Annotated in this window: 25 protein-coding genes; 7 read left to right on the top strand and 18 right to left on the bottom strand. The window is 62.6% G+C overall.

Features of this window, described 5'->3' with window-relative positions; translation table 11 throughout:
• The first annotated feature begins 44 nt into the window (after positions 1-44).
• Entirely contained in the window at positions 45-536 is a 492-nt protein-coding gene (locus LB515_RS01010) for an Lrp/AsnC family transcriptional regulator (protein WP_006205209.1), read from the top strand.
• Between the two features lie 21 nt (positions 537-557).
• Here the strand turns inward: LB515_RS01010 and LB515_RS01005 are convergent, their stop codons facing one another.
• From LB515_RS01005 to moaA, 13 genes are all read right to left on the bottom strand, one after another.
• Positions 558-1130: a DUF3299 domain-containing protein gene (locus LB515_RS01005; RefSeq protein ID WP_224706478.1), complete on the bottom strand. Its 573-nt coding sequence runs from the start codon at positions 1128-1130 to the stop codon at positions 558-560.
• Positions 1131-1194: 64 nt separating this feature from the next.
• Positions 1195-1773, bottom strand: coding sequence for a GNAT family N-acetyltransferase (locus tag LB515_RS01000; protein ID WP_224706477.1), 579 nt, complete (start codon positions 1771-1773; stop codon positions 1195-1197).
• Positions 1733-2437 (bottom strand): DNA alkylation repair protein, encoded by a 705-nt coding sequence (locus tag LB515_RS00995; RefSeq protein WP_224706476.1) that lies wholly within the window; start codon positions 2435-2437, stop codon positions 1733-1735. Before LB515_RS00995 ends, LB515_RS01000 begins: the two co-directional genes overlap by 41 nt.
• Before the next feature lie 6 nt (positions 2438-2443).
• Entirely contained in the window at positions 2444-3313 is an 870-nt protein-coding gene (locus LB515_RS00990) for an NAD(P)-dependent oxidoreductase (RefSeq protein ID WP_224706475.1), read from the bottom strand.
• Positions 3314-3426: 113 nt separating this feature from the next.
• Positions 3427-4251, bottom strand: a complete 825-nt coding sequence (locus LB515_RS00985) for an ABC transporter permease (protein WP_140843290.1) — start codon at positions 4249-4251, stop codon at positions 3427-3429.
• Positions 4248-4964, bottom strand: coding sequence for an ABC transporter permease (locus tag LB515_RS00980; RefSeq protein WP_224706474.1), 717 nt, complete (start codon positions 4962-4964; stop codon positions 4248-4250). The genes LB515_RS00985 and LB515_RS00980 overlap by 4 nt, the downstream gene beginning before the upstream one ends.
• 78 nt (positions 4965-5042) lie before the next feature.
• Positions 5043-5828, bottom strand: a complete 786-nt coding sequence (locus tag LB515_RS00975) for an ABC transporter substrate-binding protein (protein ID WP_224706473.1) — start codon at positions 5826-5828, stop codon at positions 5043-5045.
• 152 nt (positions 5829-5980) lie between these two features.
• Positions 5981-6496, bottom strand: coding sequence for a molybdopterin-guanine dinucleotide biosynthesis protein B (gene mobB / locus LB515_RS00970; RefSeq protein WP_224706472.1), 516 nt, complete (start codon positions 6494-6496; stop codon positions 5981-5983).
• Entirely contained in the window at positions 6493-7125 is a 633-nt protein-coding gene (gene mobA / locus LB515_RS00965) for a molybdenum cofactor guanylyltransferase MobA (RefSeq protein ID WP_224706471.1), read from the bottom strand. The genes mobB and mobA overlap by 4 nt, the downstream gene beginning before the upstream one ends.
• Before the next feature lie 5 nt (positions 7126-7130).
• Positions 7131-8051, bottom strand: coding sequence for a DMT family transporter (locus tag LB515_RS00960; protein ID WP_224706470.1), 921 nt, complete (start codon positions 8049-8051; stop codon positions 7131-7133).
• 122 nt (positions 8052-8173) lie between these two features.
• On the bottom strand, positions 8174-8530 hold the full coding sequence (locus tag LB515_RS00955) for a hypothetical protein (RefSeq protein ID WP_140628062.1): 357 nt from the start codon (positions 8528-8530) through the stop codon (positions 8174-8176).
• Between the two features lie 113 nt (positions 8531-8643).
• Positions 8644-9135: a hypothetical protein gene (locus LB515_RS00950; protein WP_224634332.1), complete on the bottom strand. Its 492-nt coding sequence runs from the start codon at positions 9133-9135 to the stop codon at positions 8644-8646.
• Positions 9136-9189: 54 nt separating this feature from the next.
• Positions 9190-10185, bottom strand: coding sequence for a GTP 3',8-cyclase MoaA (moaA, locus tag LB515_RS00945; protein WP_224634333.1), 996 nt, complete (start codon positions 10183-10185; stop codon positions 9190-9192).
• A gap of 376 nt (positions 10186-10561) precedes the next feature.
• Here moaA and LB515_RS00940 point away from each other — a divergent pair, with 376 nt between their 5' ends.
• Both LB515_RS00940 and LB515_RS00935 read left to right on the top strand, forming a co-directional pair.
• The gene (locus LB515_RS00940; RefSeq protein WP_224634334.1) at positions 10562-10915 is read left to right on the top strand and encodes a gamma-butyrobetaine hydroxylase-like domain-containing protein; all 354 of its coding nucleotides are present in this window, start codon (positions 10562-10564) and stop codon (positions 10913-10915) included.
• An 86-nt stretch (positions 10916-11001) separates the two neighbouring features.
• Positions 11002-11613: a pyridoxamine 5'-phosphate oxidase family protein gene (locus LB515_RS00935; RefSeq protein ID WP_224634335.1), complete on the top strand. Its 612-nt coding sequence runs from the start codon at positions 11002-11004 to the stop codon at positions 11611-11613.
• Between the two features lie 168 nt (positions 11614-11781).
• On the opposite strand, the gene LB515_RS00930 is transcribed toward LB515_RS00935, so the two are convergent.
• Positions 11782-12234, bottom strand: a complete 453-nt coding sequence (locus LB515_RS00930; protein WP_095765406.1) for a MarR family winged helix-turn-helix transcriptional regulator — start codon at positions 12232-12234, stop codon at positions 11782-11784.
• Positions 12235-12281: 47 nt separating this feature from the next.
• On the opposite strand from LB515_RS00930, the gene LB515_RS00925 reads away from it, so the two are divergent.
• Positions 12282-13190, top strand: a complete 909-nt coding sequence (locus LB515_RS00925) for an alpha/beta hydrolase (protein ID WP_224634336.1) — start codon at positions 12282-12284, stop codon at positions 13188-13190.
• 7 nt (positions 13191-13197) lie between these two features.
• Here the strand turns inward: LB515_RS00925 and LB515_RS00920 are convergent, their stop codons facing one another.
• A complete protein-coding gene (locus LB515_RS00920; RefSeq protein ID WP_224634337.1) occupies positions 13198-13599 on the bottom strand; it encodes a rhodanese-like domain-containing protein in 402 nt (133 codons plus the stop codon).
• A 401-nt stretch (positions 13600-14000) separates the two neighbouring features.
• Here LB515_RS00920 and LB515_RS00915 point away from each other — a divergent pair, with 401 nt between their 5' ends.
• Positions 14001-15881: a murein L,D-transpeptidase gene (locus LB515_RS00915; RefSeq protein ID WP_224634338.1), complete on the top strand. Its 1881-nt coding sequence runs from the start codon at positions 14001-14003 to the stop codon at positions 15879-15881.
• 64 nt (positions 15882-15945) lie between these two features.
• Here the strand turns inward: LB515_RS00915 and LB515_RS00910 are convergent, their stop codons facing one another.
• Complete coding sequence (locus LB515_RS00910) at positions 15946-16425, bottom strand: hypothetical protein (RefSeq protein ID WP_411909013.1); 480 nt, start codon at positions 16423-16425, stop codon at positions 15946-15948.
• Positions 16426-16710: 285 nt separating this feature from the next.
• Positions 16711-16968: a PepSY domain-containing protein gene (locus LB515_RS00905; RefSeq protein ID WP_224532248.1), complete on the bottom strand. Its 258-nt coding sequence runs from the start codon at positions 16966-16968 to the stop codon at positions 16711-16713.
• A gap of 401 nt (positions 16969-17369) precedes the next feature.
• On the opposite strand from LB515_RS00905, the gene LB515_RS00900 reads away from it, so the two are divergent.
• Together LB515_RS00900 and LB515_RS00895 are read left to right on the top strand one after the other, a co-directional pair.
• Entirely contained in the window at positions 17370-19151 is a 1782-nt protein-coding gene (locus LB515_RS00900; RefSeq protein ID WP_224547696.1) for an adenylate/guanylate cyclase domain-containing protein, read from the top strand.
• 117 nt (positions 19152-19268) lie between these two features.
• Positions 19269-23495 (top strand): cytochrome P450, encoded by a 4227-nt coding sequence (locus LB515_RS00895; protein WP_224706469.1) that lies wholly within the window; start codon positions 19269-19271, stop codon positions 23493-23495.
• Between the two features lie 100 nt (positions 23496-23595).
• Here LB515_RS00895 and LB515_RS00890 read toward each other — a convergent pair whose 3' ends face one another.
• Positions 23596-24279, bottom strand: a complete 684-nt coding sequence (locus tag LB515_RS00890) for a Crp/Fnr family transcriptional regulator (protein WP_224706753.1) — start codon at positions 24277-24279, stop codon at positions 23596-23598.
• Positions 24280-24692 lie beyond the last annotated feature (413 nt).

The following is a 24692-nucleotide window of genomic DNA, read 5'->3' as shown; positions in this document are numbered from 1 at the left end:
CCGGTAAAAGGGATTATAGCCAAACTATTCCCCTGGAGCCTCCCATGGATCGCCTCGATAGAAAAATTCTCCGCCTCTTGCAGGAGGACGCGACGCTCGCGGTCGCCGATGTCGCCAAGAAAGTCGGCTTGTCGACGACGCCATGCTGGCGGCGCATCCAGAAGCTCGAGGAGGAAGGCGTCATCAAGCGTCGCGTCGCCATCCTCGATCATGAGAAGGTCAATGTGCGCGTTACCGTCTTCGTGTCGATCCGCACCAATTCGCACAGCCATGAATGGCTGCGGCGCTTCTCCGAGGTCATCCAGGAATTCCCGGAAGTGGTCGAGTTCTACCGCATGAGCGGCGACGTCGATTACTTGCTGCGCGTGGTGGTGCCCGACATCGCCGCTTACGATGCCTTCTACAAGCGGCTGATTGCCAAGATCGAGATCCGTGACGTCTCGTCGTCCTTCGCCATGGAGCAGATCAAGTACACGACGGAAATTCCGCTCGATTACATGGTGCTGGACAAGGAATCGGGCGCGAACGCGGCGTGACGCTGGTTGCGCCGATCGACCCTAATTCTTCTTTTTGTTCAGAAAATTCCACGGCGAGTTGACCGGCAGGGTGACCGTGTCCGGCACGCTGTCGACGCTCGCCACCTCGGCCTTTCGCACCGTGTAGCCCGACTGGACCATCGAGACGCCGTCGAGGATGAACAACTGGCTTTTCTCCATGCCGGGCTTCAGCACGCCGGTGACTGCGACCGGCTCGTAGGCCTCTTTCATCTTGTAGGGATGCGCCGGCGTCACCAGCACGATCTGATTGGGCGGCGGCGTCGGCATGTGGCTGCAGGCGCCCGTCCACGGCACCAGCAAGAACTGGTAGACGAGGTCGCCGTCACGATCGACCGGCAATGCATATCCGGCTAATTGTATCGTCTTGTCCTGCAGATTGAGCGACAAGGTCTCGCCATGGTCAGGCAGTTTTGCCGCGATCATCGGCAGGTTCGCGTCTTCGGCTATCGCTTGCGTCGCGGGGCGCAGATCCTTCCAGACAATATGCGCGACATCAGCCGCGGCATCGGCTCCAGTGGCTGGGAGGAGGAGCGCAGCCGCCAGCGCCGCGCATGACTTGAAACGCTTGCTCATGATCGCTCCATCCTCCGCCAGTCCATTTGCTGAATCGAGTAAAAGCGTCGTGACCGATCCGGGCTCACCGACCCAGCCGCATCACATGCCGTCGCGTACCGGCGGTGCCGGTCTCATGGAAGCCCCTCGTAGTAAACATGTCGCGAAAACCCATGAAGCGATAGCTCGGGGCGGCCTCGTCGACGGGATAGGCCTCGATTGTATGTGCGCCTTTGCTGAAGGCATGGTCGATCGCAGCGTCAAGCAAAGCGGAGGCCAGCCCGCCGCCGCGCAGGGCCATGGGCACATAGAAGCAGACGATCGACCAGATGCCGGTTTCGGTGTCGTCCTGCTGCTTTGAAAGTTTCCGGTAGGTCTCGCGTGGCGCGACCGAGCACCAGCCGACCGGCCTGCCGTCCATCTCGGCGATGATGCCGACCGGGGTGCCTTTGTCGATAAGCGCCATCATCATGCGCTTCTTCTCATCGTTCTGAATGTGTTCGCGGGTGGAATGGCGCCAGGCCATGCACCAGCAATATTTCGGTGCGCCGGGCTGCTCGAACAGGTTTTCGAAGTCGGCAAGTGTCTCTGGCGTCACCCCGACGAACCGAATCCCGGCAAGGTCATGCTTTTGCGGCTGCGAGCCTTTCGAGCTGTCTGGCATCCGTCAGTTCCTTCACTGCATCCTTGCCGATCCAGCGCGCCGTCTTGTCCGGCGATGCCGCTAATCTTTCCGCCAGCGCAAGGGCAGGGGCGTGCAGGTTCATCGACCGTTTGCCGATTTGCCGCAGCGCCCAATTGACCGCCTTGCGGACGAAATTGCGCGGATCGCTGGCATGCTTCTCGATCAGCGGCAGATAGGCCAGGAAGGTCGCGTCCGGCTCTTTCTTGAGATGCACCGCGCTCCAGGCCAACATGGCAAAGGCGGTGCGGCGAACGAATTCGCGTTCGTCTCCAGCGAACTCGTCGATCAATTCGCGCCAGAACGGTGTTTCGGCAAAGAGGTCCGCAACGGTGTCGACGATCTCCCAGCTGTCGAAATCCGCGGCCCAGCGCCGGCATTGATCGATATCGACCTTCTTCGGCTCGCCGGTGAAGGCGGCCATCAGCCGCGCTTCGCGGATGCCGCTGTTCCAGAGCTGCAGCGACCGCTCGTGGTTCCTCTTCAGCTTGCGCGCCAGCAGCCGCAATTGTGAATTGCCGACGCCGAGCGCGCTGGCGGTGTTGATGCCGAAGCGCGCCATGCCCGCCCGATTGTCCTCGGTGCCGACCGAACGCAAATGAGCGACGATGTCGTCGGCGCTCCAGCTCGGATCGGGCAGGGGCATTCTCGCCTATCTTTCCAGGCGCGCCAGCAGCGAGGACGTGTCCCAGCGCTTGCCGCCCATGTCCTGCACATCCTTGTAGAACTGGTCGACCAATGCCGTCACCGGCAGCTTGGCGCCGTTGCGATTGGCCTCCGCCAGGCAGATGCCCAGATCCTTGCGCATCCAGTCGACAGCGAAGCCGAAATCGTATTTGCCGGCATTCATTGTCTTGTGGCGGTTTTCCATCTGCCAGGAGCCGGCAGCACCCTTGGAGATCACCTCGATGACCTTCTCGATGTCGAGGCCGGCCTTCTTGCCGAAATGGATGCCTTCGGCCAGGCCCTGGACGAGGCCGGCGATGGCGATCTGGTTGATCATCTTGGTCAACTGGCCTGCGCCAGCCGATCCCATCAGGCCGACCATGCGGGCGTAGGCGTCGATGACGGGCCTGGCCTTGTCGAAGGCCGCCTCATCGCCGCCGACCATGACGGTCAGCACGCCGTTCTCGGCGCCGGCCTGGCCGCCTGACACCGGCGCGTCGAGGAAGGAGAAGCCCGCCTTGCGCGCGGCGTCGTCAAGCTCGCGCGCGACCTCGGCAGACGCGGTGGTGTTGTCGATGAAGACCGCGCCCTTCTTCATCGCGGCGAAGGCGCCGTTCGCACCGGTCGTGACGGAGCGCAGATCATCGTCGTTGCCGACGCAGGAGAAGACGAATTCCTTGCCTTCGGCTGCCTCGGCCGGCGTCAACGCCAGTTTGCCGCCATGCTCGGCCACCCACCGCTCGGCCCTTGCCTTGGTGCGGTTGTAGACGGTGACGTCATGGCCACCCTTGTTCCTGAGGTGCCCGGCCATCGGATAGCCCATGACGCCAAGACCGAGAAATGCAACCGATGCCATAAGCCTGCCTTCCAACAAAACACAGTTTCCAGTGGCGGAAGGTCTAGGCCATGCGAAAAATTCGTCAAGGCACGCAGCGCTGCATCGACTGGTGCAGGCGGCCGGGCCGCAATCTATCGATGCAGATGGACGGTGATGCGGCGCTCGATCCATTCGACGCCGTGGCGCAGGATCTCGACCATCACCAGATAGACGATCGCCACCCAGATATAGGCCTGGATGTCGAAGGATTTCGCATAAGCGAGCTTGGCGTTGCCCATCAGGTCGTAGACGGTGATGATGGCGACGATCGCGGAGGCCTTGATCATCAGGATGAGCTCGTTGCCATAGGGCCTGAGCGCGACAATGATCGCCTGGGGCATGATCACCTTGCGCAGCGTCTGCAATCTGTGCAGTCCGAGCGAGGCCGCACCTTCCCATTGGCCGCGCGCCACGCTTTCGATGGCGCCGCGCAGGATCTCGGCCTGATAGGCGGCGGTGTTGAGCGAGAAGGCAAAGACGCCGCAATAGAAGGCCTCGCGAAAGAACCACCACAGCCCGACCGTCTCAAGCTCAGGCCGGAACGAGCCGATGCCGTAATAGACCAGGTAGGTCTGCACGAGCAGCGGCGTGCCGCGGAAGAAATAGACGTAGCAATAGGCAAGCGCGGACAAGATCGGGTTCTTCGACATGCGGCCATAGGCGACCGGCAGCGACAGGAGCGCGCCAACGACCATCGAAATGCTCACCAGCGATAGGGTTGTCCCCAGGCCCTGCAGATAGGCGGGAGCATATCTGGCGAAGAATTCGGCGTTCCAGGCATAGACCAGATAGGCGACGATGCCGGCGCCGAACAGCACCCAGATGCCGACCAACGCGTAGCCGAGGATGCGGACCCGCGGCCAGCCGCGCGCTGGCGGCGGCGGCTTGTCGATGGCGATAGCCTGGCTGACGCTCATCCCGCTTCCCTCCGTCCGAGATAGCGCAGGATATAGCTCGTGGCGATCGACGACAGGACGGCCAGTGCCAGGAAGATCAGCGCCGCGACGCTGTAAAAGAGGAAGGAATGCTTGGTGACGCGCGCCGCCACGCCGGACTGGCGCAGGGTCTCCGCGAGATTGACGACCGAAACCAGCGAGGTGTCCTTGAGCAGGCTCAGCCAACAATTTTCGAGACCCGGAAAAGCGATGCGTATCAGCTGCGGCAGGATCACCAGCCGCATTGTCTGCCATTTCGACAGGCCAATGGCGTAGCCACCCTCATATTGGCCTTTCGGAATGGCGCGGAACGCGGAGAGGAACACCTCGCTGGCGTAAGAGGAAAAGATCAGCGCCAGCACGATCATGCCGGCGACGAAGCTGTTGACGTCGATAGTTGCGTCCGGATTGAACAGCCGGACGAGATATTGCAGCAGAAGCGGCATGCCGAAGAAGAACAGGAACAGCGTCACCAGTTCCGGCAGGCCGCGAAAGACCGTGGTGTAGATGTTGCCGGCAAGGCGGAGCGACGGCTCTTCATGCTGCTTGGCAAAGGCGACGAAAAAGCCGATCACTAGGCCGATCGGCAGTGTGGCGAGCGCCAGCGCGATGGTGACCAGAACGCCAGAGGCAATGTCGTCACTCCAGCCCTCCGGTCCCCAGCTGAGAAGTGTCCAAATGCTTTGGGCCGGCATTGACGGGTCGTGTCTCCGTGGCGATCCCGGAAGGATTTAAGGGCGGCGAGGGATGCCTCACCGCCCTTGGCTTATCGATCAGGACTCGGCGCCATAGACGTCGAACTTGAAGTATTTGTCGTTGATTTCCTTGTACTTTCCGTTCTTTCGGATGGTGTCGATCGCTTCATTCAGCTTGTTGACCAGATCGGTCTCGCCCTTGCGCACGGCGATGCCGGCGCCCGGTCCGAAGATTTCGACCGGCTGCGGCGAGGGCTGGCCGAGGATCTTGCAGCAGGCGCCGTCCGGCGAATCCAGCCACTGCTGCAGCACGACGATGTCGTCCTCGATGGCGTCGAGACGGCCATTGGCGAGGTCTGCCTGCTCCTCCGGGCTGCTCGGATAGCCCTTGATGGTGCTGTCCGTGTAGGTCTTCGAAGCATAGTTGTAGTGCGTGGTGGTGGTGGCGACGCCGATGGTCTTGCCGGCGAGGTCTTCCTTGGTCACGCCTTTGAGTGGTGAATCCTTCGGCACGGCGATGGCCGAGGGGGTGTTGTAGTATTTGTGGGTGAAGTCGACCTTTTCCTGGCGCTCGGGCGTGATCGACATCGAGGCGACGATGGCGTCGAACTTGCCGGCCTGAAGCGCGGGGATGATGCCGTCCCAATCCTGCGCGACGAAGGTGCACTTCACCTTCATCTCGTCGCAGAGCGCCTTGGCGATATCGATGTCGAAGCCGACCAGCTGGCCGTCCGAGGTCAGGTTGTTGAAGGGCGGGTATGCGCCTTCGGTGCCGATCCTGAGGGTCTTTTCCTGAGCCTGGGCGACGCCGAGTGTCAGCAGCGCGGCCGAAGCGGCGAGCGCGATACGCAGTACAATACGCATGATAATCCTCTCATATTGTCATGGCCGCTGTCCCGTGCGGCTCTTGTGGTCGGTCGTTTCCCGACCGCCCGCTGGGCCGGATACTCCCACTCTTTGCGAGAAAAAAGCAACTGCAAATCAACGGCAAACGACAATCAGGACGTGCCGCTGCGTTACTTGGTCTGAGCCACGAGACCTGTGCTGCGCTCGATGAAGTCGGCTATCGATTTCGTGTCGTCGAGGTCGAAAACCGGCAGGTCTTCGCCTTCGACCGTGAAGTCGGCGGCGACCGCGACAATGTTGGGATCGTTGGCCGAAAGCGGCGTCCGATCCTTGGCTTCAAGCCGCCTTGCCTCGATCTTCTTATGCGCCTCGCGCTTGTAGCCTTCGACCAGAACGATGTCCGCGGGCGACAGCCGCGCCAGGATGTCGTCCAGCGTCGGCTCGTTTTCCTCGCGCAATTCGTGCATCAGAGCCCAACGCCGGCCGGAGACGATGGCGACTTCCGTCGCGCCCGCCTGGCGGTGGCGGAAGGAGTCGGCGCCCGGCTTGTCGATGTCGAAGGCATGGTGCGCGTGCTTCACCGTCGACACCGTCCAGCCGCGCGCCACCAGCTCTGTGACCAGCTTTTCCGTCAGGGTCGTCTTGCCGGAGTTCTTCCAGCCGGTGATGCCGAATACGCGTCTCATGGCCCGAGGCTTTGCAACAGACGCTCCGCCGCCGCAAGGTCGTCCGGTGTGTTGATGTTGAAGAACGGATCGATCTTTTGGCCGCGAGCCTCGATCATGGGGAACTCGACCTCGACATGGCCGTGCCGCTCCATAAACGCGGAAACCCGTCGGTTGTCCTCGTCGACCAGGAAGTGACGCAAGGCGTCGCGCAGGTCGAGCGGCCAGAGCGCGAAGGTCGGGTGCCATCTGCCGTCCGAGCTGGCGACGGCGATCGTGCCGGGCCGATCGAGCGCTGCCGCCACCAGGCGCCCGACGAGGTTGTCGGGAAAGAACGGCGTGTCACCGGCGGCGATCACCAGCCACCGGCAGCTTGTTTGCGTTGCCGCCCATTCAAGGCCGGTGAGAATGCCTGCGAGCGGGCCGGCATGGCCCGGCATCGTATCTTGGATCACCGGCAGGTCCATGCCGGCAAATCGCGCCGGATCGCCGTTCGCGTTGAGCCCCAGTGTGGCGACCTGCGGCCTCAGTCGCGTGGCGACATGGTCGATCAGCCTGGCTTTGCCCAATGAAAGGAGCGGCTTGTCGCCGCCGCCCATCCGGCGCGACTGGCCTCCGGCCAGAATGATCCCCGCAACACTTCGGTCCATCGTGCCTATATGCCGTCCGGTGCCATGTCGGGTCCAGCGCTTTCGGCGGCAGGTTGCTGCCGGCCGACGACGCGCTCGCGGTAGAGCGCATAGAGGCCCGAGCCGATGATGATGGCGGCGCCGACGGTCATCGGCGCATCGGGGATATCGCCGAAAATGACGAGGCCGAGCAGGATCGACCACAATAGCGCGGTGTAGCGGAACGGGGCGATGAAGGAGATGTCGCCCGAGCGCATCGCCATGATGATGAACTGATAGCCGATGAGCACCAGTACCGCCGCCAGCGCCAGAAGGGTGGTCGCCCGGCCGCTCATCGGCGTCCAGCCGCCCATCGGCGACAAAAGCAGCGCGCCCAGCACCGTCATGGCAAGCGCGGTCGCCGTCGACACCAGCATGGTCGGGATCGCGTCGGGGATCCGCTTGGTGGCGAGATCGCGCACCGCGCAGCAGGCGACGCTGGTCAATGCCAGCAGCGAGTAGACGCTGAAGCCCTCGAAGCCCGGCCGCACGATGATCATCACGCCGGTGAAGCCGATGGCAATGGCAAGCCAGCGCCGCCAGCCGACGCCTTCGCCGAAGAACAGCGCCGCGCCCATGGTCACCGCCAGCGGGAGCGCCTGCAGCACGGCCGAGACGTTGGCGATCGGCAAATGCGCAAGCGCGATCAGAAACGATACCGTGGCGCCGGCTTCGCCCGCAACGCGCGTCGCCACCATCGGCTGCAGCATGGCCGCCGGATTGGCAAGCGCGCCGCGCCGCCAGGCGAGCAGGCCGACGAACAAGGACGCGAAGGCGCCGCGCACCAGCATGACCTGCGCCATGTTCATCGATTCCGATGAGAATTTGGTGATCGCGTCGTTCAAGGTGAAGCCGACCATGGCCACGATCATGAACAGCGCGCCGCGCAGATTTGGCGAGAGAGGCAAGGGCGTTTCCGGACTATTTTAATTCAGCCGTCTAGCAGGCAGCCGGAAAACAGCAACGGCAAAGAAATGGGCCACGAATTTCTGCGTGGCCCGTGAGATCGATTTGCCGAGCTTTGGAAGGCTTACTTCGGCGTCAGCACCTCGGTGCCGTTGCCGTTCTGGCCGGCGATGGTCCACAGCCCGTGCAGGGAGCCGTCCTTCTCGATCTTGTAGACGACGAGACCGATCTCCTTGCCCATCGCGTAGCCGGCGGAAAATGCATTGTCGTTACGCATGCAGATGCCGTCCGAGGTCGAGCCGCCGGTTTCCCAGTGGATGGTGCAGGTCGTGTCGCTGGTCAGCGTGATGGTTGCCTCGCCGTCATATTTCGAGCCGTCGAAATTGGTGCCGGCGACGGTGTAGGTGCCGCCGATCGACTGAGCCGCGGCCGATACGGAAGCAACCCCAAGCATTGCTAGTGAAAGCATGAATGTGCGCATGTGCACTCCCCCTAGAGCGATAATCGCGCGCGAAGGCTAGGCTGGAAAAGGCCGGCGGTAAATCGGCCGGAAGGCGACGCCAGCGCTTTATTTTCAGTGCGGCCAGGCTGACCTCAAGGGCCGCGCAGGGTCTTGGCGATGGAGCCGGCCAAAGGGTCGTATTTTGCCTTGAGCGCGGCAGGGTATTCGATCCAGACGGTGCGAATGACGTCGTCCTTTCCGAACAGGCGCCGTTCGTAAAAAATGTTGCCGTCCTTGGTGCCGGAGAGCACCGCCCAGTTCTTGCCGGTCTTGCTGTAGGTGATCTTGTAACCCGGTTCGGTGCTGGCTTTCTCCTGGACGACGAAACCTTGCGGCGTGTCGTTGTCGATGTTGTAGATGCCGGAACAGGTCAGGCTGGCGCCGTCGGCGCTAAGCCATTGCTGTCCGTCGCCATTTTCCGGCTCGGGCATCGGCTTGTTGAAGATGTCATCGGGAAAAGTGCAGGACTGGCCGAACCGCGCATTCACGTAGGTGAAGGGCTTGGCCATCGCGGCCGACATGATTGTCGACAGCGACAAGATCGCCGCTACCGACGACCAACCGATGCGCTGCGGACGTTGCATGATCCCCCTTTGGTCGATGACCGAAGGTGATCCTGCACCAAATCGCAGAAAAAATCAGCCGCCGGTGACGCTCATATGCCGAGATACCGATGGGCGGCTGGTGCGGCGGTCGATGACGAAATCATGGCCCTTGGGCTTGCGGCCGATGGCTTCGTCGATCGCCTCGCCGAGCAGCTCGTTGCCTTCGGTGGCGCGCAACGGCGCCCTAAGGTCGGCGGCGTCCTCCTGGCCAAGGCACATATAGAGCGTGCCGGTGCAGGTCAGCCGCACGCGGTTGCAGCTTTCGCAGAAATTATGCGTCATCGGCGTGATGAAGCCGAGGCGGCCGCCGGTCTCCGCGACATGGACATAGCGGGCAGGGCCGCCGGTCTTGTAAGGAATATCGGAGAGCGTGAACTGTCGCTCCAGCGCGGCGCGCAACAGCGACAGCGGCAGATACTGGTCGGTGCGGTCGGCCTCGATCTCGCCCATCGGCATCGTCTCGATGAGGGTGAGATCCATGCCACGGCCATGCGCCCAGCGCATCAGCTCGGGGATTTCGGCATCGTTGAAGTCCCGCAGTGCAACCGCATTGAGCTTGATCTTCAACCCGGCCTTCTGCGCGGCATCAATGCCCTCCATCACCTTGCCGAGATTGCCCCAGCGGGTGATCTGGTGGAATTTCTCGGCATCGAGCGTGTCGAGCGAGACGTTGATGCGCTTGACGCCGCAATCGGCGAGCTCGGCGGCGAAGCGCGACAGCTGCGAGCCGTTGGTGGTCAGCGTCAGCTCTTCCAGGGCGCCGCTCTCCAGATGCCGCGACAGCTGGCGCACCAGATGCATGATGTTCTTGCGAACCAGCGGCTCGCCGCCGGTCAGCCGCAGCTTCCTAACGCCCTTTTCGATGAAAACGGTGCAGAGCCGGTCAAGCTCCTCGAGCGACAACAGATCCTTCTTGGGCAAGAAGGTCATGTCCTCGGCCATGCAATAGGTACAGCGAAAATCGCAGCGGTCGGTGACCGACACGCGCAGATAGCTGATGGTGCGACCGAAGGGGTCGATCATGTCCATTTGCAAACGTTTCCCATGGCCTGAGCGGCACCGTTATATACAGCTATGTGATACGATCCAATGCCGCATTCAAGATAGACGGTCTTGATCTTTGGTAACATTCCCCGGCCGACATCGCGTGTCGGCTGGCTGAAAGTCTTGGTCGGATGCATGTCGTTTGTCCCAGAACCGCTGCCCACTTCCGGGCGACATGCATTGGCACCGGTCTTTCCGGATCGCGCGAAGCGGCGTAGGGAAGGGCGCAACCCAGAGCATGATGCCGAAAAGTGTGAAGCGGTTTTTCGGACGACATCATGCTCTATCTCTTTGACTTAGAGACGGATTCAGATTTCAGGTCGAACAGACCTGAAATCATCCGGCTCCAGACAGGACAGTCATGACCGCGCCAAAGGAACTCAGGGTCTCGAAGGACCGCAAGCTGCTGACGGTGACCTTCCCGGGCCATCAACCGTTCGAATTGCCGGCGGAGTTTTTGCGCGTGGCTTCGCCGTCGGCGGAAGTGCAGGGGCATTCGCCGGAGCAGCGCGTGACGGTCCCCGGCAAGCGCAATATAGCGATTCTCAAGATCGAGCCGGTCGGCAATTATGCGGTGCGCATCACCTTCGACGATTTCCACGACACCGGCATCTTCACCTGGAACTATCTGCATACGCTTGGCCACGAAAAGGACGAGCGCTGGAACGCCTATCTTACCGAGTTGGCCGAGAAGGGGCTGAGCCGGGATCGCTAGCCCTGCGCGTGGCAATCCAAGGTCGGCTGTCGTCAAGACGTCATGGACATGGAGTAGCGCCGGCAAAAGGTCAGGAGGCGAAAAAGCTGTCGCGCATCACATCCGTCGAACAGCTCGAGGTCCTCTACGGCCTGCCGGGCGAGGCTTCGGTCGTCAAAGAACTCGACCATGTGATTCCCGAATATGCCGCCTTCATCGAGGCCTCGCCCTTCGTGGCGCTGGCGACGAGCGGGCCCGAGGGCCTCGACTGCTCCCCGCGCGGCGATCTCGCCGGCTTCGTGCGCATTGTCGACGACAAGACTCTGATGATGCCCGACAGGCGCGGCAACAATCGCGCCGATTCGCTGAAGAACATCATTCGCGATCCGCGCGTCGGCCTGCTCTTTCTGGTGCCGGGCTCGGGCACCACGCTGCGCGTCAACGGCCGCGCTCACATCACGACCGATGCCGGGCTTTGCGCGTCCTTCACGGTCGACGGCAAGCCGGCCCGCTCGGTCACTGTCATCGATGTCGATACGGTCTATTTCCAATGCGCCCGCGCTATCGTCCGCTCGGAACTGTGGAACCCGGCCAGGCATATCGACCCGAAGTCGCTGCCGACACCCGGCCAGATTCTCGAGATCACCAGCCGCAAGAACATCGACGGCCAGAAGTACGACGAGGAATGGCCGGAAAGAACGAAGAAGACGATGTGGTGACAGGTGCGCCGATATTTCGGTGAGGCCGGCCTGCAAATGGCGGGTCCCTGCGCTTCCGGTGCTCACGTACTTTAGGTACGCTCCGCTCCGGTTCTCGGAATCCCGCCATTTTCGATTCGGCCTGACCGAAATCTCAGCACACCTGAGGTAGTCGCATCAAACCCGCGCTCAGGCTTCCTTCAGCACGTCGGCGATCTTGCGCATTTGCTCGCCGATCATGTCGCACTGCTCCGGCGTCGACTGGCTCATCGCCTTCTCGATCAGCGCCATATGAACCTTCAGGGCCTTCATCAGCAGAGCCTCGCCCGCCTCGGTGAGGTTCAGCCGCAGCACCCGCTTGTCCTTCTCGTCGCCTTCGCGACGCAGCAACCCGCGGGCCTCGAGCTGCGGCAACAGCATGGTGATGTTGGAGCGGCCGACGAGCAGCTTGCGGGCAAGGTCGTGCTGCGACATGCCGGGGTGGCGGTAGAGGTTCATCAGCACGTCGAGCTGCGCCGGCTTAAGGTCGAGCGGGCCGAGCTTAACCGCCAGCGTGCGCTCCAGCACATGACAGGCGCGCGCCACCGCAACCCAGTTGCGAAAGCGAGGGTTGTCCCAGGGTAGCTCTTGCTTAATGTTCATCTTTGAACTATTATGTTCATGCTTGAACGAATGGATGGACTGCCAATATGGCATCATTTGGAATGAAGGTCATCCGGGGCGTTTTCGGCGCGGCCGAGCATGTTGCGCCGCGTCTTAGCGGCCGCGCCGCCTTCGAATTGTTTTGCCGCACACCAAACGTCAAGACCTTGAGCGACGGCGAACGCCGAGCCGTCGAGCGTGCCTCAGCCTTCATGGCCGAGGCGCGCCATCACAGGCTGAAAACCAGGACCGATTGCGTCGCAGTGCATGAATTCCGGCCGGAGCCGGGCAGGGAGTCGCGCGGCACGGTGCTCGTCATTCATGGTTGGCGCTCGCGTACCGAATATATGCGCGCCCTTATCGAAGGGTTTCGCGGCGCCGGCTACAAGGTTGTTTCGCTCGACCTGCCTGGGCATGGCCATTCGCTCGGCCGCCATCTCAACATGGTGACTGCCGTGGACGCGGCGCGGGTCGCCGGCGAATGGTTCGGCCCCTTTGCCGCCGTCGTCGGCCATTCCTTCGGCGGCGCGATTGCCGTCAATGCCGTTGCCGCATCGGTCAAGGGCATGCCGCCGCTTGCGGCGCAAAAGCTGGTGCTGATTGCGGCGCCGAGCTCGCTGCCTGCAATCTTCGACGACTTCAGCGATATGATGAATGTCGGGCCGCGCTCGCGCGTCGCCATGGCGGACAGGGTGAGATACCTTTCGGGGCGTCCGCTCAGCGAATTCACCGGCGACCGCCAGCTTGCGGAGGCGTCGGTGCCGACGCTGATCATCCACGCGCCGGACGATCGCGAAGTCCATGCCGATCATGCGAAGCGTTATGCGGGCGCCGGCGAGCATGTCCACCTGCATTGGGCCGATGGGCTTGGCCACCGGCGTATCCTCACCGACAGGGACGTCGTCGCGCGCGCGGTCGGCTTTGTGACTGGGCAGCGGGAAACGGCCCTGCACTAATCGCCTATCAGTCCGCCTTCTTTTTCTGCCCCGCCTCTTCGGGCAGGCCCGCTGCTTTCCAGGCGGTATAGCCGCCGAGGATATGCTTGACCGGCGTCAGGCCCATGTCCTGCGCCGTCTTCGTGGCAAGCGCCGAGCGCCAGCCTCCGGCGCAGAAGAAGACGAAGGTCTTGCCGCTGGCGAAGAACGGCTTGTGATACGGGCTTTCGGGATCGATCCAGAATTCCAGCATGCCTCGCGTTACATGCTTGGCGCCGGGGATCTTGCCGTCACGTTCGACCTCGCGCGGGTCGCGCAGATCGACGAAGATCGTGTCCTCATCCTCCAGCAGCCCCGCTGCCTCCTCAGGCGACACGACCTCGATCTCGGCATTCGCCTCGTCGAGAAGCTGGCGATATCCCTTCTTCACTGCACATCCTCCAGGCCGTGGCTCGAGGCCGCCGGAATTTCGATCACAAAGACCGTGGTTTGTCACGCCTTGGCCGTGCCGCACAGGGCGGCCGTCGAATCCGCCGGTGATTCCTGCTTGACGACAGTCCACTCGAAACGCTGCCCGTGTACCTATGTGACTTTCTCGCCTATCGGCAACGCCACGCCTGATTGTCCCGGGTGTCGGAACACTTGGAACGGCCAGCTCGTTTTAGGTCTCACAAGGATGTGAAACCGTTCTGCAACACGGCCGCGAAAATTAATGGAAGCTTAACGAAATCAGTATGAATCGGTACAGTCACGTCATACATCCGCCTTGCGGAGGGCGGGACCGTCCAGCGGCGTGGAACGGGAACCGGTTTCAACCGGTGCGGGTGAAGCATGAAAATCCTCGGAAACAAAAAAGCCGCCCTGCCGATCGCGGTCGCGGCGACTCTTGCCCTCGGGCAGCAGTCGGCAAGCGCGCAAGGGCTGTTCGACATGCTGTTCGGCGGCGGCATCCGGCACAGCCCGCAAGGCGAGTTTCCGCCGCCGCCAAAGCCGCGCAAGATGCGGCCGGCCGGAGAGGATGGTGGCGGCGTCAGGATCAGCAGCCCCACCTATAACACCTACAGGGCCGACAAGCTTGTGCGGGTCGATTTCAAATCGCTGCTGCCGGCACCGCAGGCCGCGACCCCTCAGGACGCCGCCTTTGTCCCGTCGGTGACGAGCAATAGCTTCCGTGATGCCGTCGCAGGCTTGAGCGACTACGAGTTGTTTGCCGAGCCGAATATCGCCAAGGCGCTGATCGCCTATTATTCGGCCAATCCGGATTTCATCTGGGTGAGCGACAATACCCCCAACAGCCGGGCGCAGGATGCAGTGCGCGTCCTGGGGGAGGCGGCGAGTTATGGCCTGACGCCGGCCGACTATTCCGTTGATGTCCCGGCAGCCGCCAATTCCGCCGCCACACCGGAAGAGCGGACCAAGGAACTGGTCCGCTTCGAGATGGCGCTGTCGGCGCGCGTGCTGCGCTATGCCCATGATGCCCAGAGCGGTCGCGTCGATCCCAACCGGATGACCGGCTATTACGATTTCCCGGCCAAGCCGCTCGATCTCGAAGGCGTGCTGAAGACGCTGGCGCATACCCAGGAGGTCCGCACCTATCTCGAATCGCGCCATCCGCAGAATGCCGAATACCAGGCGCTGCGCGTCGAGCTGGAAGCGCTCGAGGCGAGCGAGGAAAACGAGATCGTCGTCGATCCCAAGCTCCTGCTCAAACCCGGCGAAAGCAGCCCGGAATTGCCAAAGTTGCTGACGCTTATTTCCGGTAATCTCGATGACGAGATGGGCGGCAGCTATGGCGAAGTGCTCGCGAGGCTCGGCAAGAGCGAGCTCTACGATCCCGAGCTGGTGCCGGTGATCAAGGCGGTGCAGCAGCGCGCCGGCATGAAGGGCGACGGTGTCATCGGCCCGCGCACGGTGGCTTCATTGGCCGGCGCCTCAAAGGCGGACAAGGTCGAGAAGGTCAAGGTCGCGCTCGAGGAACTGCGCTGGATGCCGTCTGATCTCGGCAGCCCGCGCGTCTTCATCAACCAGCCCGCCTTCACCGCCAGCTATATCGACAATGGCGAGGAGAAGCTGAAGACCCGCGCGGTCATCGGCCGGGTCACCAACCAGACCGCCTTCTTCTATAACCAGATCAAGCAGGTCGACTTCCATCCTTATTGGGGCGTGCCGCAGTCGATCATCGTCAACGAGATGCTGCCAAGACTGCGCGGCGATCCGGGCTATCTCGACCGCGCCGGCTATGAGGTGACGGATTCGCGCGGCAAGCGCATCCCGTCGGCGGCGGTCGATTGGGGTGCCTATGGCGCCAACATTCCGTTCAGCGTGCGTCAGCAGCCGAGCGAGGCCAATGCGCTGGGCGAGTTGAAGATCCTCTTCCCCAACAAGCATGCCATCTACATGCACGACACGCCGCAGAAGTCGTTCTTCGAGCGCGACATGCGCGCGCTCAGCCATGGCTGCGTGCGGCTACAGGATCCGCGCGGCATGGCCGCCGCCGTGCTGGGCACCACGGTCGACGATATCGCCGAGAAGCTGAAGCACGGGCATTCGACCGAGAATGTCACGCGCGTCATTCCGGTCTATGTCGCCTATTTCACCGCATGGCCGGACATGTCCGGCAAGGTCGAGTATTTCGACGACGTCTATGGCCGCGATTCCAAGCTGATGCAGGCGCTCGACGCGACCGAAGCGGTGCGCACGCCGTCAAGCTGAGCGCTTTTTACTCCAAGCAATTCCGGACGGAAGGTTACGGCGAAGCCGCCGAGCCCTGACCGCTTCACACTTTTCCTGGAATTGCTTTGATCAACGACCGGCGCAAGCCAGCGTTGCGCCCGGCAATCAGCCAATAGATCAGGCCGGCCACGAGGCCGCCGCCGGCGATGATGCCCATGTCCGCCCAGCGTTCCGGATCATTGGCGGCGTCCGGCCAGATCAGCATGAAACCGGCTGCCGCGGCAGCGGCGCCGAACAGCATATGCAGCCAGAAGCTTCGCAGCGAAAAGAACTCTGCGATCATTGCAAAGACCAGCGTCTGCATAGCCGTCAGGAGGATCGTCAGAAAGTAGATGAACATGCCGAGCGGCGGCACCACCAGCGCGGCGACCGGCGTGAACGCCATAAGCTCGAAGTAACCCGGAGCATTGGGCAGCGAACTCAATATCGCGTAGATCACCACCACGGCTATCAACCCGACAAGCACCGCGACCAGATAGCCGACAAGCACCATCAGGATGCGCTTCAGGACGTAGCCAATCATTGCCATGCACCCCCGTGCCCGCAATCATGGCGGGCAGTCAGCCACCAAAGCTGTGACGATGCAAGGGGTCCATCGCGCCGGAACGCGGCACAGGAGCGTTCAGGCGCTAGGTCAGGATGACGTTTCGTTGAATCGCCATCCGATCTAACTCTTGTTGGAGACGATCTTCTCTGAAAACCGGTTCCCACTTGTCGGGATAACGCTCCAACGCGCAGATGCCGGGGATCGGGCAGGGGTCCATTTGCCCCTAGTAGGTCTGGCGGAATGGCCGCAGGCGGACGCGGCCTATTTGGGTTCGCCGGTCACGGGATCGTAGGTGATTTGGACCTTGGCCTTGTCCGTCGTGTAGTAAGTGATGGTGTAGCCGTCGCTATCCCATTCGACCTCCTTCACATAGCGGAAGTCTGTGCGGTGCTCGACCTTGGCGACGATCTCCGAGAGCTTCTTGGCATTTTGCGACGGCAGTGGCTGGTCGTCCGCCGCAAAGGCTTGTCCACTGATAAGCAGGAAAGCGATACCGGTTGCTGAAACAACAGTGCGCATGAGAGCCCTCAAATCTCGTCGGCGTCAGTGCCGTCAGAAACTCGCGCGCAGGCAGGTTGGTTCCGCAGCGCCGCAATAACCGACTTTTACGGCGCATGCCTCGATGCGGCCGCAGGAGCCGGTCAATATTGCCTGGCGGAGAAAATGTAAGAACTTCAATTGGTAAGGTTCCACTTTGGATGTGTCTCCTGAGTAATGACCACTAACCATGCGCCGGAGGGTGAATTCGCCATATTAGCTGTTCGTGGTAGAGCTTTCGGCAAGACCCTGATAGAATTCTGGTCATAAGAGGGTGGCAACAGTGCGCCGGGCCTGTCGAGGATTTCCGTCGGCAGCCGGCGAGGCGTTTCTTTGAGCGCAGGTCGCCCGTTCTGGACTGCAGCGGGACTGGGGGCTCAATCATGGCTGAACGGAACTATACCCGTCAGCTTGCGACAATCATTTCAATCGACGCCGTAGGATTCTCGAGGCTTATGGGCATCGACGACGAGTTGGCTGTTGCCGCCTTCGAGGAAAGGCGCGACATCATCGCCGACAGTTGCGGAGCATTTGGCGGGCGCACGTTCGGCGATGCCGGCGACAGCATCATGGCCGAATTCGGCAATCCAATCGAAGCCTTGCGGGCAGCCTTCGATTTCCAGGCCCGGATCGTGGCGCTGAATGCCGCTGTCGCCGAGGACATGCGCATGCCTTTTCGCGCCGGGATAAACACCGGCGACGTCATCGTCCGGGAGGGCCGTCTCTACGGCGACGACGTAAATATCGCGGCCAGGCTTCAGGAATTCGCGCCGCATGACGGCGTCGCCATCTCGGCGACGACGTGGCATCACGTGAAGGACAAGACGGCGGCCGTCTTCACCGATCTCGGCGAGTTCAGCCTGAAGAACATCGCCCTGCCGGTGCGGGTCCTGATCGCCGGTCGCGGCGGCAACGGCCCTGCCGCGACGGCTTCCTTCGCTTCCATTCCCGCCACGCCCGGTCATTCCAGGCCGATCGCCAAGGGCCCGCCGGCAATCGCCGTGCTGCCGTTCCAGGGCAACGGAAGCGAACCCGATGTCGGCTACATGGCCGACGGTATCGCCGAGGATATCATCTACGGTCTTTCCAACACGCGCTGGCTTTCGGTCATCGCCAAGGGCTCGAGTTTCCAGTTTCGGGACGACAGCCTCGGCACAAGGCTCATCGGCAACGCGCTGGGTGCCCGCTACATCGTCAGCGGCACGTTGGCGCGCTCCAACAGGCAGATCCGCCTCAATACGTCGCTCACCGATACCTCGAACGGGCGCCTGGTCTGGTCGCAACGTTTCGACCGCGATCTCGTCGATATCTTCAGCCTGCGCGACCAGATCGGCAGCGAGATCGTTTCCATACTCGACAAGGAGGTCGACCGCGCCGAGCAGGCGCGTACGTTCCAGGTGCCGTGGGAAAGTCTCGAGACCTGGCAATTGGTCAGGCGCGGCCGCTGGCACATGAACAGGCGGACACGTCGCGATACCGAAATCGCGCTCGACTTCTTCGACAAGGCCTACCAGGAAGATCCGAATTCGAGCGCCGTGCTCAACGAGCTCGCATGGTGGTATTTCTGGCGGGCCTGGCTGCGCTTCGGCGACAGCGACGATCTGGAGAAAGTCGAGACGCTTGCGCGCAAGGCGCTGCTGATGGACAGCCTCGATGCGCGTCCGCATGCCTATCTCGGCGCAGCCGACATCATGCGCGGCCAGCCGGCATTGGCGGCCGAGCATCTTGCCGAAGCGATCCACATCAATCCGAGCTTCGCCTTCGCCCGCTCGGCCATGGGCAGCGCACACCTTTTGCTTGGCGATGCGACCAGCGCGATCCCCTTCTTCCTCGACACTGACCGATTGAGCCCGTTCGACCTCTATCGCTTCCATAATCTGGGGGAACTGGCCGCGGCCTATTGCTTCGTCGAGGACTGGCAGGCCGCGATCGCCACCGCCGAGCGCTCGCTCAACCTGTCGCCAGGTTACTTCTACGCAAGATTCCTGAAGATAGGCGCCCTGATGAGAAGCGGTCGGCGCGACGAGGCGGCGCATGAACTCGCGATTTTCATGACCAGGCACCCCGATTTTTCCGAGCAGAGGATACGCTGGATACCATTCGTGGACCCAGCCAAGAACAATTTCCTGATCGGCAATTTCGATCAGGCCAAGTCTGCCGCATGATCGCCGGGGCCGACAACAAATGACTGTGAACGAATTCACATACGCCGGACCGATGCAAACCTAGGCCAGACAATGCCGGCATCGCATTGACGTGGATAGCCGGGGGGCTTGAACGCGATGATCACTTTGAAGTACTTCGCCGCCGTCCGCGCCGCTCAGAAGAGCCAGCGTCCGCTCGCCGAAATGCCACCGTTCGACATCAACCGGCTGCGTTCCAAGAGCGGCTTTGCTTCCCGCATCGCCGGTTTTCTTCTCAGCGATCCGCGCTGGCTGCTGGCGCTGCTGCGCCGTTTCTGGCCGAATCTCGGCTTCGGCAATTTCCTGCTCGTCACCAAGGGCGCGGATGTTCGCGACATATTGGAGCGGGGCGACGAGTTCGAAACGCCTTACGGGCCGGAAATGGCCGAACTCGCCCGGGGCTCGAATTTCATTCTCGGCATGCAGGACGGCGCCGCATACCGGCAGATGAAATCGGCGGTGCTGAGCGCGTTCCCGCCGGCGGAGGTCGAAGCCGCCGTCAGGCCGATTGCCGAGCGCCATTCGCACGATATCATGACCCGCGCCAGCCCCGGCTTCGATGCCATCGCCGGATTGATGAAGATCGTGCCGGTTCGCATCTGCCGCGATTATTTCGGCCTCGAGATCGACGACGAAACCGAGTTCGCCGACTGGTCGATCGCGCTCAGCGCGCTGTTCTTTTCCGATCCGACGGCAAGTCCCACCACGCGCCAGCTTGCCGTGGTCGGAGGCGATCGGCTGATCAAGGTCATAAACCGATCGATCGCCGCGGTCAGGGAGAGAGCGGGCAAAGACGACCGGCCGCTTGCCCGTCTCGTCGCGCTGATGGACCAAGGGCGCCTGTCGTTGCCCGACATTCATTCCATCATGCTCGGCATGGTCGCGGGCTTTGTGCCGACGAACGTGCTTGCCGGCAGCAATTGCCTGGATGTGATCCTGTCGCGATCCGATGCGCGGCAGGCTGTGGATGAGGCCATCGCGGCCGGCGACACCGACAAGCTCGACCGGGCGATCATGGAAGCCATGCGCTTCAAGCCGATCTGGATCGGGCCGTGGCGCTATACCAGGCGTGACGCGGTCATCGGCAAGGGCACGCGCCGCGAGCGCCTGGTCAAGGCCGGAACGGTGGTCATGCCGGCGACGCTTTCAGCAATGTTCGATCCGGAGATCGTGCAGCGGCCGAACGAGTTCGATACGTCGCGCCCGCATCGCGACTACATGGTTTTCGGTTACGGCATCCATCTGTGCATCGGCGCCGAGATCGCCCGCATCCAGATCGGCGAATGCATCCGCGCGCTGTTCGGCAAACCGAAGCTCGCGCGCGCGGGGGGCAGGGCCGGCAAGATGGTCAATCTCGGCGCCTATCCGGCAAACCTCAAGGTCGATTTCGAGCGCCCGCCGCTTTGCCGCACCGCCGAGCAGTCGATGGTGACGGTTGTCTGCCCGATCACCCGCCCCACGCCGCTCGATGCGGTGCGCGACAAGGTCGCCGACCTCGGCAATCCCGCGATTGGCGAGATCAGCGCCGCAGTCGACAAGGTCGCCACCATACATTTCACCAGCTTGGCCGTCGCTCCCACAGGCAGGGACAAAAAGACGGGGGTCGAGACCGGCGCGCTGGTGTTCGAAATCTCCGGCGACGGCAGCACCGACGACGTCATTGCCGCCATTGCGCAATCGATCGGGCACCGGCTGCGGCCGATCTTCAGGGATGTCTGCGGCCTGCCAGATGGCGGCTCGCTGGAGGACTTCCTGAAGAAGAACCAAATCAAGATATCGCCCTCCTTCGGCAGCGCCGCGGGGCTGGTTTTTTCCGGCACGCCCGGCCATTCCGTACGCCGCATCCTTGCCGAGGCGCGGCTGGCCGACAGCGTGCGCGAGATCGTCGAAAAACCGCGCGTGGGCGCCGGCAACGCGATGGATGTGCTGGCCGAAGCGCGCCGGCATGTCCGCTGCCTCGGGCAATTCGGCTGGGCGTTCGAGCCCGCCGAAAGCCTGCTGGAAAGTCCGCCCGGCCACTGGTCGCGCGCGCTGACGACGACGCTTTTGACGCCGGCGATGTTCGCCACTGTCGCGATCGTCGTTCTCGCCTTTTGGCGCATGACTTATGTGCTCGTGTTCGGGAACCCGCATGGCATCACCTTCGCCAACATCGCGATCGCCGGCGCCGCGCTTCTGCTTACGGTACTCGGTCTGCTGGCTATTCTGGTTCTGTTCGTGGGCCTTTGCTTCCTGGCGTTGCGGCGGCTCGAAGACAAGGACCGGCCGGCGAACACGCCGGTCGATATCGGCGCGCTGGAAAAGATCCTCGCCAATGAGGACCACTGCGCGCAGAACAACCTGACGGCGATCTCGACGATGAAGCCGGGCATCTTGCGGCGGCTGGCGCTAAGGCTCGCCTTCTACCTGATCTCGATATCGGCGCAGAAAGTGTTCAGGCCTGGTTTCCTCGCCACCATTAACACCATTCATTTCGCCCGCTGGGTGCTGCTGCCCGGCACCGACAGACTGGTATTCTTCTCCAATTACGGCGGCAGCTGGGAAAGTTATCTGGAGGATTTCATCGCCAAGGCTTCGGCCGGCCTGACCGGCGTGTGGAGCAACACCGAAGGCTATCCGCGCACGCGCTGGCTGTTCCTCGACGGCGCGCGCGACGGCGATCGTTTCAAACGCTGGGCGCGGCGCCAGCAGGTGCCGACGCTGTTTTGGTACAGCGCCTATCCGCATCTCAACACCACGCGCATCCGCATCAACTCCAGGATCAGGCGCGGTATCGCGTCGGCCACCGGCAACGAGGCGCGCGACTGGCTGAGCCTGTTCGGTTCGCTGCCGCGCCCGCAAGCACGGCCGGCGGACGCAACCAGCCTGGCTGGACCGGCGTCCGCGCCGCTCGAAGAACTGGAGTCCGGAGAAATCCAGTCCATCTTCTTCGGTCCGTTCGGCGCGCTCGGCTATGCACACATGCTTGCGATCGGGGTGCCGGACGGTTTGCCGGCAGCGAAGCGCAAGGCGTGGCTCAACTTCGTGACCGAAAAAACCAGCTTCGGCGACGGCGTGCCGGCCGGCCGCGCCATGACCGTGGCGTTCGGCCCCAACGGACTGCGCCGGCTGGGGCTCGAGGGCGGCGCCGACGACGAGCCGCTGGACACGTTTCCTGTCGCCTTCCGGCAAGGCATGGGAACGCCCGAGCGCAGCCGCATCCTCAACGACACCGGTGCCGACGCCCCCGACAAATGGCAGTGGGGATCGCCCGCCAATCCCGCCGACGTCGTCATCGTCTGCTATGCCGGGACGCCGGCCGCGTTGAAGGCGGAGATTGCGGCCATGAAGCGACAGACGACAGGCGCGGGGATGTCCGTGGTCGCCGAACTGCCGCTGATGGTTCGACGCGACGGCAAACGGGCCGTCGAGCATTTCGGCTTCGTCGACGGCATCTCGCAACCGATCGTTCGGGGCACGTCGCGCGCCGCCAAAGGAGCCGCGCCGATGCATTTGTTGGCACCGGGCGAGTTCCTGTTCGGCTACCGCGACGAGCACGGCTTCTACCCGGCTTCGCCGTCGGTGGACGCGGCGCTGGACCGAACCGGCATCCTGTCGCAGGTGCGGCGCAACCGTCAGATACCGGGGCAGCCGCCTCCGCCGCGCGATTTCGGCCGCAACGGCACCTTCCTCGTCCTGCGCCAGTTCGAGCAACATGTCGAACTGTTCGACGATTATTGCAGGAAGGCCGCGACGCAGGCAGCATACGAGACTGGCGACGCCGCCATCACACCGCATTGGGTGGCGGCAAAGATGCTCGGTCGCTGGCAGGACGGAAGCTCTCTGGTGCGCAATCCGAACGGACGCCCGGGCCGTGGCATCGACAATGATTTCGCGCTGGGCGCCGAGGATCCGCAGGGGCATGCCTGTCCGCTCGGCTCCCACATACGCCGGTCCAACCCACGCGATTCGCTCGGCGAGGACCGCGAGACGCAGATCAGGATCGGCAAGCGCCACCGCATCCTGCGCGTCGGCCGCACCTATGAGAAGAAGGGCAAGGGCGGGAAGACCGAGAAGGGCCTCCTGTTCATGTGCCTCAATGCCGATATCGAGCGTCAGTACGAATTCATCCAGCAAACCTGGGTCTCGTCGAACTCGTTCCAGGGTCTTGTCGGCGAGACCGATCCGACGATCGGCGCGCGGGGCGGCGGCGGCCGGTTCTCGATCCCATCCTGGGAAAAGGTCACGGTGCTCAAGGATGTGCCGCAGTTCGTCACCACGAAAGGCGGCGGCTATTTCTTCATGCCGAGCCGGTCGGCGCTGCGCTATCTGATCTCGCGGCTCTGACCGGGTGCGCTGAAAGCAGTTCGTCGTTTCTCGAAAGCGACGAACCAGCGGAGCAATGGCGAAGGCGCCGCGCGGGCTACAGCGAAGGCGTCGAGCCTGCTCAGTCGTCGTCCTGCGATTCGGCAATCTGGTTCAGCGCGGCGGCGTTGGTGATGCGCAGGCCACCGCGCTTGATGGCGATCATGTGCCGGCTGCGCCAGTCGTTCAGCGTCTTGTTGACGGATTCGCGCGTCGCGCCGAGGAATTCGCCGAGTTCCGACTGCGAAATCGGAATCCAGCCGGCAGCGTCTGCCATCACGCCGCTCAGGAACACCAGCCGCTTTGCCAGCCTGGCCTCGATACCGAAAAAGGCCTGGTCGCCCAGCTCGCCGCTGACCCAGCGCAGCCGCGTGCATAGCAATTCGATCATCGCGCGGGCCAGAGACGGGTTTTTCTCAATGCGGTCGAAGAGTTGTGTCCGGCTCAGCGAAACCAGCTCGCATGCCGTAAGGCAGATGGCGGTCGCCGTGCGCGGGCGCCCATCCAGGGCTCCGATCTCGCCCACGAGGCTGCGCAACAGCTCGATATTGGCCACCAGCTTTTGCCCACCGGGCGAATAGATCGAAATCTCGACGGTTCCGCTCATCACGCCGTAGATGCGGTCGGAAGCGTCCTCCTGGACGAATAAATGCTGGCCGGCGGCATAGCGCTCAAGCTTGCAGCCGCCGAACAACAGATCGAAGTGGCGCGGGTCGATGCGCGCCAGGCGCGGCAGGTTCCTGTCGTCCGCGCCATTTGTAGCCATGATACGATTCCGCCTCTCGTTAGACGGAAATTGTAGGATAAGTGCGTGCTCGATCAAAGCGTCGTCTCCTTCTGTGATGGCTGACCGAAATCGGCAGGTGGCGGACAGACAGTCCAGGTCACGCGTCACACGCCGAAATTGGATAAGCCGGCAAACTGTAAGGAGACCGGGCGCACTGGCGGTTGCGGGCCGATCTTGGAACGCCATCCGCGCGCTTGGGTGGGAGGTGCCCATGCGCGCAGACGGCAAACCTGAAAATGGCTAGGTGATCGAAATTTCTCCTCGAGAACCGCATCCATATCGCAGCCGGCAGCAGCTTCGGACGCCGTAGTCAGCTCGGGCCGTCGATGCCGCCGTTACAACATCTGAGCGCAAGCCCTGTTCGGCGTATGTGAAGGCGCTCACAGATATAC

Origin of the sequence: Mesorhizobium sp. CA15 (assembly GCF_020165215.1) — a bacterium.
Lineage (GTDB): Bacteria > Pseudomonadota > Alphaproteobacteria > Rhizobiales > Rhizobiaceae > Mesorhizobium.
Note: the sequence above shows the minus strand (reverse complement) of the source record. Positions and strands in the feature narration are given on the sequence as shown.

Coding starts and splice junctions, on each gene's coding strand:
- LB515_RS01010 (WP_006205209.1), top strand. CDS start 45: ATGGATCGCCTCGATAGAAAAATTCTCCGCCTCTTGCAGGAGGACGCG.
- LB515_RS01005 (WP_224706478.1), bottom strand. CDS start 1,130: ATGAGCAAGCGTTTCAAGTCATGCGCGGCGCTGGCGGCTGCGCTCCTC.
- LB515_RS01000 (WP_224706477.1), bottom strand. CDS start 1,773: ATGCCAGACAGCTCGAAAGGCTCGCAGCCGCAAAAGCATGACCTTGCC.
- LB515_RS00995 (WP_224706476.1), bottom strand. CDS start 2,437: ATGCCCCTGCCCGATCCGAGCTGGAGCGCCGACGACATCGTCGCTCAT.
- LB515_RS00990 (WP_224706475.1), bottom strand. CDS start 3,313: ATGGCATCGGTTGCATTTCTCGGTCTTGGCGTCATGGGCTATCCGATG.
- LB515_RS00985 (WP_140843290.1), bottom strand. CDS start 4,251: ATGAGCGTCAGCCAGGCTATCGCCATCGACAAGCCGCCGCCGCCAGCG.
- LB515_RS00980 (WP_224706474.1), bottom strand. CDS start 4,964: ATGCCGGCCCAAAGCATTTGGACACTTCTCAGCTGGGGACCGGAGGGC.
- LB515_RS00975 (WP_224706473.1), bottom strand. CDS start 5,828: ATGCGTATTGTACTGCGTATCGCGCTCGCCGCTTCGGCCGCGCTGCTG.
- mobB (WP_224706472.1), bottom strand. CDS start 6,496: ATGAGACGCGTATTCGGCATCACCGGCTGGAAGAACTCCGGCAAGACG.
- mobA (WP_224706471.1), bottom strand. CDS start 7,125: ATGGACCGAAGTGTTGCGGGGATCATTCTGGCCGGAGGCCAGTCGCGC.
- LB515_RS00955 (WP_140628062.1), bottom strand. CDS start 8,530: ATGCGCACATTCATGCTTTCACTAGCAATGCTTGGGGTTGCTTCCGTA.
- LB515_RS00950 (WP_224634332.1), bottom strand. CDS start 9,135: ATGCAACGTCCGCAGCGCATCGGTTGGTCGTCGGTAGCGGCGATCTTG.
- moaA (WP_224634333.1), bottom strand. CDS start 10,185: ATGGACATGATCGACCCCTTCGGTCGCACCATCAGCTATCTGCGCGTG.
- LB515_RS00940 (WP_224634334.1), top strand. CDS start 10,562: ATGACCGCGCCAAAGGAACTCAGGGTCTCGAAGGACCGCAAGCTGCTG.
- LB515_RS00930 (WP_095765406.1), bottom strand. CDS start 12,234: ATGAACATTAAGCAAGAGCTACCCTGGGACAACCCTCGCTTTCGCAAC.
- LB515_RS00925 (WP_224634336.1), top strand. CDS start 12,282: ATGGCATCATTTGGAATGAAGGTCATCCGGGGCGTTTTCGGCGCGGCC.
- LB515_RS00915 (WP_224634338.1), top strand. CDS start 14,001: ATGAAAATCCTCGGAAACAAAAAAGCCGCCCTGCCGATCGCGGTCGCG.
- LB515_RS00910 (WP_411909013.1), bottom strand. CDS start 16,425: ATGATTGGCTACGTCCTGAAGCGCATCCTGATGGTGCTTGTCGGCTAT.
- LB515_RS00905 (WP_224532248.1), bottom strand. CDS start 16,968: ATGCGCACTGTTGTTTCAGCAACCGGTATCGCTTTCCTGCTTATCAGT.
- LB515_RS00900 (WP_224547696.1), top strand. CDS start 17,370: ATGGCTGAACGGAACTATACCCGTCAGCTTGCGACAATCATTTCAATC.
- LB515_RS00895 (WP_224706469.1), top strand. CDS start 19,269: ATGATCACTTTGAAGTACTTCGCCGCCGTCCGCGCCGCTCAGAAGAGC.
- LB515_RS00890 (WP_224706753.1), bottom strand. CDS start 24,279: ATGGCTACAAATGGCGCGGACGACAGGAACCTGCCGCGCCTGGCGCGC.